7 protein-coding genes and 3 pseudogenes are annotated in these 9223 nt (G+C 68.6%); 7 read left to right on the top strand and 3 right to left on the bottom strand.

The features are described 5' to 3' along the window. The 6 genes from ACWD4J_RS40850 to ACWD4J_RS40825 all read left to right on the top strand — a co-directional run. Positions 1–1101 (top strand): SGNH/GDSL hydrolase family protein (locus ACWD4J_RS40850; RefSeq protein WP_451400620.1); only part of this gene is annotated, 1101 nt, incomplete at its 5' end. A gap of 166 nt (positions 1102–1267) precedes the next feature. Beyond that, positions 1268–2374: a ricin-type beta-trefoil lectin domain protein gene (locus tag ACWD4J_RS40845; protein WP_451400619.1), complete on the top strand. Its 1107-nt coding sequence runs from the start codon at positions 1268–1270 to the stop codon at positions 2372–2374. 549 nt (positions 2375–2923) lie between these two features. Then, entirely contained in the window at positions 2924–3091 is a 168-nt protein-coding gene (locus ACWD4J_RS40840; RefSeq protein ID WP_451400618.1) for a hypothetical protein, read from the top strand. Positions 3092–3171: 80 nt separating this feature from the next. Next, positions 3172–3387, top strand: a complete 216-nt coding sequence (locus tag ACWD4J_RS40835; RefSeq protein WP_451400617.1) for a hypothetical protein — start codon at positions 3172–3174, stop codon at positions 3385–3387. A gap of 128 nt (positions 3388–3515) precedes the next feature. After that, on the top strand, positions 3516–5030 hold the full coding sequence (locus ACWD4J_RS40830; protein WP_451400616.1) for a glycoside hydrolase family 43 protein: 1515 nt from the start codon (positions 3516–3518) through the stop codon (positions 5028–5030). 242 nt (positions 5031–5272) lie between these two features. Next, entirely contained in the window at positions 5273–7033 is a 1761-nt protein-coding gene (locus ACWD4J_RS40825; RefSeq protein WP_451400615.1) for a cellulase family glycosylhydrolase, read from the top strand. A gap of 151 nt (positions 7034–7184) precedes the next feature. Here ACWD4J_RS40825 and ACWD4J_RS40820 read toward each other — a convergent pair. Then, positions 7185–7289: pseudogene (locus ACWD4J_RS40820) on the bottom strand (LacI family DNA-binding transcriptional regulator); the annotation flags it as partial. Between the two features lie 171 nt (positions 7290–7460). Between ACWD4J_RS40820 and ACWD4J_RS40815 the strand changes: the two are divergent. Next, a complete protein-coding gene (locus tag ACWD4J_RS40815; RefSeq protein WP_451400614.1) occupies positions 7461–8405 on the top strand; it encodes an expansin EXLX1 family cellulose-binding protein in 945 nt (314 codons plus the stop codon). Positions 8406–8539: 134 nt separating this feature from the next. On the opposite strand, the pseudogene ACWD4J_RS40810 reads toward ACWD4J_RS40815, so the two are convergent. Both ACWD4J_RS40810 and ACWD4J_RS40805 read right to left on the bottom strand, forming a co-directional pair. Continuing rightward, positions 8540–8732 (bottom strand): annotated as a pseudogene (locus ACWD4J_RS40810) (hypothetical protein); the annotation flags it as partial. Between the two features lie 196 nt (positions 8733–8928). After that, a pseudogene (locus ACWD4J_RS40805) lies at positions 8929–9183 on the bottom strand (1,4-beta-glucanase); the annotation flags it as partial. Positions 9184–9223 lie beyond the last annotated feature (40 nt).

Genomic DNA, 9223 nt, shown 5'->3' with positions numbered 1-9223 from the left:
GCCGTCGAGGTCGAGAACGCCTCCACCGCGGACGGCGCCAAGGTCGTGCAGTACACCGACTGGGGCGGAGCCAACCAGCAGTGGCAACTGGTCCGCGCGACAGGAGTGCTGGCACAGGTGCACACCGCGGGGCGGGTCAAGGACGCCGGAAACACCGTGCAGTACAGCTGGCCTGGTGTGTACTTCGAGGGCCGCGTCAGCGGCACCGGCGTGGGCATCGTGCTCAACGACTCTGCCGCCGACTACGACGTCCAGGTCGACGGAGCCACCGTCGCCACACTCATCACGCCCGGCGACACCACGCACTGGATCAACGGCCTGTCGAACAGCACGCACACCGTCCGGCTCGTCAAGCGCAACGACACCCCGGGGGACACCAGCACGTTCGGAGGCTTCGTCGCCGCGCCCGGCGGTGCCGTACTGAGCAAACCGGCCGCCCGCAACCGCCAGATCGAGTTCATCGGCGACTCCCTCACGGTGGGCTACGGCAACCTCTCGGCCTCCCACACCTGCACCTGGGATCAGGTCAAGCGGAACACCAACTCCGACGTGAGCTACGGCGCCCTCACCGCCCGGCAACTGAACGCCGACTATCAGATCAACGGCTATTCGGGCCTCGGCATGGTGCGCAACTACAACGGAGGCTCGCCGGACGTCACGTACCGGACCTTCTACGACCGTGCCCTGCTGAACGTGTCCGGCGACGTCTGGCAGAACCCGGGCACCTGGCGCCCCCGGGTCGTGGTGGTCAACCTCGGCACCAACGACTTCTCGACCGCCATCAACCCCGGTGAGCCGTGGACGCCCGACAGCCTCGCGGCCGCCTACCGCAGCGCCTACGGCGACTTCATCCAGAAGCTGCGCACGCGCTACGGGGCCGACACGACCATCGTGGCGGTGGGCGCAGGCCAGTACGCCGGCCATGTCCAGCAGGTGGTCAAGGCGCGCAACGACGCCGGCGACAGCCGGGTCCGCTACTGGTTCCTCGACGACTCGGGCCTGGACTTCCTCGGCTGCGACTGGCACTACTCGGCCCACGACGACCGAGTCATCTCCGACCGGCTCACCTCGTTCATCGCCGGTCTGCCGACAGGCTGGTGACGGCACCGACCGCCCAGGAGCACCACAGATCCGGCTACGGGACGGCGTTCTGACAGTACGTCAGTCAGCCGTCGGCGCCAGCGGGAGGATGACAGCCGAGTTGCCGACTCGAACGGCGATTCAGCCCCGTTGATTCAGCACTCACTCGTCATGAGAGGACGTCTGCATGAGAAAGTCCTGGACTCTATCCCTCATCACTCTAGTCTCTGCCGCGCTCGGGGTGACCGCGGCTGGTGTGACACCGGCCTCCGCCGCCTCGACCACGCCCTTGCGGGTCATGCCGTTGGGCGACTCGATAACCTGGGGTGTGGGAAGCAGTACGGGCAACGGCTACCGGGGTCCGTTGTGGGACAAGCTTGCGGCGGACGGCCATCCGTTGGACTTCGTCGGCACGTTACGGGGCGGTTCCATGTCCGACCCCGACAACGAAGACCACTCCGGATACCGCATCGACCAGATCGCCGCACTCGCCGACGCCTCGCTGACCCGCTACCGGCCCAACGTCGTGACGCTGGAGATCGGCACCAACGACCTCAACGGGAACTATCAGCCCTCCACCGCCAGCGCCCGGCTGAAGTCGCTGGTCAACCAGATCACCGCCGCCGTCCCCGACGCAACCGTCCTCGTGGCCTCCCTGGTCGTGTCCACCAGCGGCTCGGTGGAGCAGTACCGTGCCGCGTACAACCAGGCCATCCCCCACATCGTGAGCGACGCACAGGCCGCGGGCAAACACGTGGCATACGTGGACATGAGCAGCCTGACCACGGCCGACCTGGCCGACACCCTGCATCCCAACGACGCGGGCTACCAGAAGATGGCCGACGCCTTCCATCGCGGCATCCAGGCCGCGGACAGCGCCGGGTGGCTGAGGAACCCCGCCCCCGCCGCCGCACGCGTGGAGTCCGGCATCGCCGGCAAGTGCCTGGATGTGAACGGTGCCAACACAGCCGACGGGACCGCTGTCCAGATCTGGGGCTGCAGCGACGGTGCCAACCAGCTCTGGTCCACCTACACCGATGGCACCCTGCGCTCCATGGGCAAGTGCCTCGACGCCGCCGGCGGGGGCACCGCCAACGGCACCAAGGTGCAGATCTGGGCCTGCCACGGCGGCGCCAACCAGGTCTGGCAGCCCTACAACGGCGGCTACCGCAACCCCGCCTCCGGCCGTTGCCTCGACGATCCGGGCTTCTCCACGACCGACGGCACACAGCTCCAGCTGTGGGACTGCAACGGCGGCTCCAACCAGAAGTGGGCCACTCTGACCGCCGGATGACCCCCGCTCCCCGGACCCGAACCCCCTCCGCGTTCCGGTCCCGGCAGAACATCGGTGGCGGGCACCGCCGGGCGCGGCGCCCGCCGTGGCTGGGGTCACGAAGGCCCAATCGGCCCCTGAGCCGCTAGGCGGCCCCGTGCGGCGGCTCACCGTCAGTGGGAGCCCTGAGGGTCCCCCCAGGCGCGGCGACGGCCGGACCGTACGGGTGCGACATCGCGAACCGCTCGTCCACGTGGGCCGTTCGAGCATGCCGGCGACGCTCCGCGCCCCAGCGATCCGGGGCAGCAGAAAGAAAGCCGGTCAGTGGCGGAAAGGACGCCGAGCCCACGGCGCACACCCCTCGGGAGCCGAGTGTGGAACTGGCTCTGACGCATGGCTTGTCGAAGCGCTTCGAAGCTGCCATTCTCCTGATGGGCCGCCAATAGAGCAGCAGGAGAATAGGACCTTGCGGTAGAAACCCTTGTTTCACACGAGGCTTGTCCGCTAACTTGCGCCTAGTGGTGAAGCGCTTCGACAGCCACCACAGGAAGACCGTCGGCCTGCCGGCCGATGTCGGAAGCCGTCACCCGACACACACCCGACGGCCGCCACTGGCAGGTCCTGCTCCACCACAACCCCGAGGCCGTGCCCTTGCCGGACCCCGCCCACGACCTGCTCACCGATGCCCTCGCGCACGAACTGCCGCCCGGCGGTTGCGCGGTTCTGCGCGGGCACTGACCTCGAAAGAACCACCATGACCAAGGAACAAGGGACCTTCCACTGGGGGCACGAGGGCCTTCACCTCGAGATCGTCCTCGATGACGACGACAGCCCGCGCCTCACGCACCTCGGACTGGCCGGCGAAGCTGCAGAGAATCCCCGGTGCGTCCCTGCCCCTGGTGGAGGTGACGGCCGCGGGTCACGGCCGTGGCTGGTCGGGCAACCGCCTCGTGGGCACCGATCTCGGCGGGCGTCTGCGCCACCGGACCCACCGTGCGACCCACGACGGCGACCGGCACACGCGGCCGAGCTGAGCCTGACCCCGCCCACCGCGCCGTCCGCCGTTCTGCTCCGCATCAGCCCCACGGACCCTGGCGCCCCCTGAACCACCCCACTGAACCACCCCACGCCTGCATCACGAATCGACGAGAGGACCTATCGGGTGCCCCCTCTGCGCCAGCCGGACAGACGCTTCACCAACCCCGTGATCCCCGGCTTCCACCCCGACCCCAGCATCTGTCGCGTCGGCGACGACTACTACCTGGCCTGCTCCACCTTCGAGTACTTCCCCGGCGTACCCCTCTTCCACAGCCGCGACCTCGTCCACTGGACGCAGATCGGCAACGCCCTGGACCGGCCCGAGCAGCTGCGCCTGCCGGCGGACATGCCGTCCTCCGGCGGGATCTACGCCCCCACCCTGCGCCACCACGACGGCCGCTTCTGGCTGATCGTCACCAACTGCAGCGAGGGCGGCGGCAACCTGATCGTCACGGCCACCGACCCCGCCGGACCATGGTCGGACCCCATCTGGGCGCCGGGCGTCCCCGGCATCGATCCCGACCTGGCCTGGGACGAGGACGGCACCTGCTGGTGCACGGTCGCCGGGGTCTCGCAGGTCCGTCTCGACCCGTCCACCGGGCAGACGTACGGAACACCGCACAAGCTCTGGTCCGGCGGGCCCGGCGCCAAGGCCCCGGAGGCGCCGCACCTGTACCGGATCGGCGACTACTGGTACCTGCTCATCGCCGAGGGCGGCACCGAGCGCGGCCATGGTGTCTCGATCGCCCGCGGCCGTACGCCCGCCGGCCCGTTCGAGCCATGCCCGGCCAACCCGATCCTCACCCATCGCGGCACCGACCACCCCGTCCAGAACACCGGGCACGCCGACCTGGTCCAAGGCCCCGACGGCTCCTGGTGGATGGTGCTGCTCGGCGTACGGCCGGGCGGCGGCACGCCGGGCTGGCACGTGCTCGGCCGGGAGACCTTCCTGGCCCCCGTGACCTGGGTGGACGACTGGCCGGTCATCGGCGAGGTCGCCCTGGACCTGCCTGAGCTGCCGTGGCCGCTCTCCCCCAGCCCTGCCGAGGAGCACCGGGACGACTTCGAGCTCGCCGAACTGCGGCCGTCCTGGATCTCCCTGCGCGACCGGCCCGCCGAACACTGCACCACCAAGGAGCGCCCCGGATGGCTGACGCTCCGCGCGCGGGGCGGCTCCCTGGACGAGCCCGACGTGGTGTTCACCGGTCGGCGCCAGCAGCACAGGTCGTGCCGGGCGCGCACTCTGGTCGATGCCACGGAGGGAGGCGGTGGCCTCGCCGTGCGGCTCGACGAGCGGCACCACTACGAAATCGAGGTGTCCGGCACGCGGGTGCGGGTGGTCGCGCGTGTCGGCTCCCTGAGCACGGTCGTGGCCGAACAGCCCGTGCCCGCCGAGCCGGTGGTCCTCGCCGTCACGATCACGCAGCCGCCGTCTCCGGACGGGCCGTGCACGGGACCCGACGTCGTCTCCCTCGGCGTCGAGCAGCCCGACGGCACGTTCACCGAGCTCGCGACCCTCGACGGCCGCTACCTGTCGACCGAGGTCGCCGGCGGCTTCACCGGTCGGGTCATCGGCATGTTCGCCGCGACAGGCACCGTCCACTTCGACTGGTTCGACTACGAGCCGCTCGACGGCTGAACCAGGCCCCCCTCCCGCTGTCCCCCTCCGCTGACAGGAACAAGGAGGCTCCGCCATGTGGCGACGAGGGCCGGCTGACCCGTCCTCCCCGACCGGCTCGGCGGTCCGGCACTGAATCCCGAGAACGCCACGACACACATCACCCCATGGACCTGCAGCGGCAGGCGCGCCCGACGGTGGCGCCTGGCCACTGCCCGACCACGGATCGGATCACCCGTACAACCCACCGAAAGGCATGACACATGAAGGACATACGGCAACCCGCACACCACCGCAGCCGCGGCCCCGGACGCCTGGCCGGCCTGCTGATGGCGCTACTCGTCATCCTGGGACTGTCCGGCAGCACCGCGCTCGCCGCGCCCGGCGGCACGGCGCAGCAGGCACGCTCCACGATCAGCGTTCCGGCCCGCGCCATGGACGCCGTCGCGGCGATGCAGCCCAGCTGGAACCTGGGCAACACCCTGGACGCGATTCCGGACGAGACGTCCTGGGGCAACCCCAAGGCCACCAGGGAGCTGTTCGAAACCATCCGGGCGCAGGGCTTCCGCAGCGTCCGCATCCCGGTGACCTGGAGCGCACACCAGTCCGACACCGCGCCCTACACCGTCGATGCCGCGTACATGAGCCGCGTCAAGCAGGTGGTCGACTGGGCACAGGCCGAGAAGCTCTATGTCGTGCTCAACGTCCACCACGACTCATGGCAGTGGGTCTGGAAGATCTCCACCGACCACGACAACGTGCTCGCCCGCTACGACGCCCTGTGGACCCAGATCTCCGCGGCGTTCCGGGACGAGCCGCGCACCCTGCTCTTCGAGAGCGTCAACGAACCGAGCTTCGGCGACGCCACCGCCGCGCAGAAGACCCAGTTCATGGACGAGCTGAACACCTCGTTCCACAAGGTCGTCCGTGCTTCGGGCGGCGGGAACAAGGGCCGCCTGCTCGTCCTGACCACACAGGGCGGCACCCCCTCTCAGGACCTCATGGACGACCTGTACACCACGATCAGCGCGCTGCACGACAGCAACCTGGTCGCCACCGTGCACTACTACAGCTGGTACCCGTTCAGCGTGAACGTCGCAGGCGGCACCCGTTACGATGACGCAGCCCAGAACGACCTGAACGACGCCTTCGCCCGCATGCACGACACCTTCATCGCCAGGGGCATCCCCGTCTACCTCGGCGAGTACGGCCTGCTCGCATATCCCGACGACAACCACCCCTCCCGCATCGAGCGGGGCGAGGCGCTGAAGTACTACGAGCACGTCGGACACGCGGCACGCGTCGCCGGTGTCACCACCGCCCTGTGGGACCCCGGCTACGCCTACCTGAACCGAGAGACCCTGAAGTGGCGCGACCCCGCCCTCTTCGCCTGGATCAAGTCGAGCTGGACCACCCGCTCGGGAACCGCCTCCTTCGACAAGGTCTTCGTGGCGAAGTCGAGCCGGATCACAGCCCAGTCGCTCACGCTGAACCTGAACGGCACCAAGTTCCAGGGTCTGTGGCACGGCGACACCAAGCTTGTCGAGGGCCAGGACTACACCGTCGTCAATGATCGCCTCACCCTCACGGCACGTGCGCTGACCCGGCTGACCGGCGAGCGGGACTACGGGGTCAACGCGACGCTCCAGGCCCGGTTCTCCCGCGGCCTGCCCTGGCAGATCGACGTGGTCACCTACGACACTCCGGTGCTGTCGGACGCCACGGGCACACCCGGTTCGTTCGCCGTTCCCACGAAGTACCAGGGTGACCTGCTGGCGACCATGGAGGCCACGTACGCCGACGGCAGCAACGCCGGCCCGACCAGCTGGACTCCGTATCAGGAGTTCAACGTGGCCTTCTCGCCGGACTACCCGAACGGCACGATCATCCTGACCCCCGAATTCCTGAAGGCACTGCGTGACGGGGAACCGGCGACGCTGATCTTCCACTTCCACAGCGGCGCCAAAGTGAAGTACGAGGTCACGAAGTCCGGAGACTCAGTCACAGGTACAGCTGTCAACTAATCCTGACCGGCCGGCCCTCGCCCTGGTTGCCCACCTCCCGGGCAACCAGGGCACCGGCGTCTCTGCGCGCCGCCCCACTCCGTCTTGCTCCGTCTTGCTCCGTCTTGCTCCGTCTTGTTCCGTCTTGCTCCGTCTTGCTCCGTCTTTGGCAATAACCGTACTGGTGGATCAGTTCCTCGACGCGGGCCCGGGTCGCGTCCGACACTCCCGACCGGCCGTTGAGCACCTTGGTGGTGGTGATGTTCGAGGTCAGCACTCACCACCGGTTGCCCGCAGCTCATGGCCACGCGCGCGACCGTGCCAAGCCGCCCGTAACCGTCCTGCCGCGAGACTCGGCCACTTCCTGTGAGAAATCGTTGGCAACCTTTCCGCTTCCGGCGGTCACTCAGCAGTGCACCATCGGCTCGACCTTGCGAACGGACAGGAAATGAACACACCGAGGCAGGCCGCGCGGCAGCGCAGACAAAGACGCAGGCTCATGCTGGGCGGCACATCGGCGCTGATCGCCGCGGGCGTTCTCGCCTACCTGGTGATGGCGTTGCTCCCCGACCGCAACGTCGATGCAAGGTCCGCCGCGGCCACACCCCTCGCCACCACCCAAGTGAAAGCCACCGCCGCCGGCGAGACGAACACACCGACCGCGACGGCGAGCCCGACTGGCTCCCCCACCCCGAAGGGTGCCGCGACCACCACGTCAGCACGACCGTCATCCACTGACACTCCGCGGCCCAAGCGAAAGTCCGCCCCGGCCTCGCAGGCAGGACGGCTTCAGCCCCACACCACCTACCAGGGCGTCGCCACCGCCTACGAGGCCGGGGACGGAGACGGCGCCTGCCTGTTCGGCCCGAGCCCCGACCTCATGATCGCGGCCATGAACACCACCGACTACGAGACGTCCAAGGCGTGCGGCGCATACGTGCTCGTCCGCGCGGCCAACGGCAAATCCATCACGGTACGGATCACCAACGAATGCCCCCTGCCCTGCGCACCCGGGCAACTCGACCTCAGCCAACAGGCATTCGCCAAACTCGCCGACCTCAAGGTCGGCCGGATCCCCATCACCTGGAGCCTGGTGAGCCCCAGCACCTCCGACACGATCTCCATCCGGTACAAGACCGGCTCCAGCCGCTACTGGTGTGCCATACAGGCGATCGGCCACCGCAACCCAGTCGCCGGGCTGGAAGTCAGCACCACAGGCGGCTGGCGACGACTGCCCCGCACCTCCTACAACTACTTCATCTCCGCCGACGGCGGCGGGTGCGGCAGCGCGATCAGACTCACCGACATCTACGGCGAACGGCTGACCATCACCGGAATCGCGGTGCGGCCGAACGTCGCACAACCCACCCAGGTCCAGTTCGCCCGACACTGATCCCACGGCCCGCCCAAGGCCGCCGACGGCTCCCCACAAGTCTGGAAGCCACCTTCGCGGACTACAACGCGCTGCGGGCCGAGGTCGACCGCGCCTGAGGAAGGACGCGGACCGACCTCGGCCCCGATGTCGGGTCAGCCGCCGCTGACGGTCAGGTTGTTGGTGTTGAAGTTGAGCCCGCCGGACGACGAGGTGATCTCATAGCCGAACTGGACGTCGCCCGATGATCTCGTTGCCGGGCATCCAGCCCTTGGTGTAGGCGATCCAGTTGAGGATCGGCTTGACGTCCACGGTTCCGGAGTTGGAGTCGGACGTCCGCAGGAACGCGCCGTCGCCCGGTCTGGTGCCCAGGTCATTGCATCTCGATCAGTAGGGCGGGCAGGGTGTGGGCCGTGCCGGTCCAACCCCCCGGATGCTGCCCATCGTTGATCCGCGTCCAGGTCTTGGCCTCGTCGTCGGAGCGGTAGATGGCGTTGAAGTCCTCGATCCCGCCGGCCATGTAGATCGCCGGGTAGGAGGCGCCCTTGGCGGCCTTGCCGAACCAGCGGTAGGCGCCCCCGATGTCGGTCCGGACATAGGCGAGGCCACGAACGGAGGGATGAAAGAGCACGCCGGTGACAAACCCCGTCCCGCCGATGAAGACGTTGCGCCATCGACAGGAGGAGGCAGTGTCCTCGGCGGCATGCGCCCGAACCTGCCCGAGGGGAACGGCGGTGAGCGCAGCAGCGGCAGCGGCCTCGGCAAGAACGGCACGACGGCTCAGATGCGACGAAAGCATGACAAGCCTCGCTCTGCAGAAGGGGGGAGTCAGACCTATC

Source organism: Streptomyces sp. NPDC002577 (genome assembly GCF_053594815.1).
Note: the sequence above shows the minus strand (reverse complement) of the source record. Positions and strands in the feature narration are given on the sequence as shown.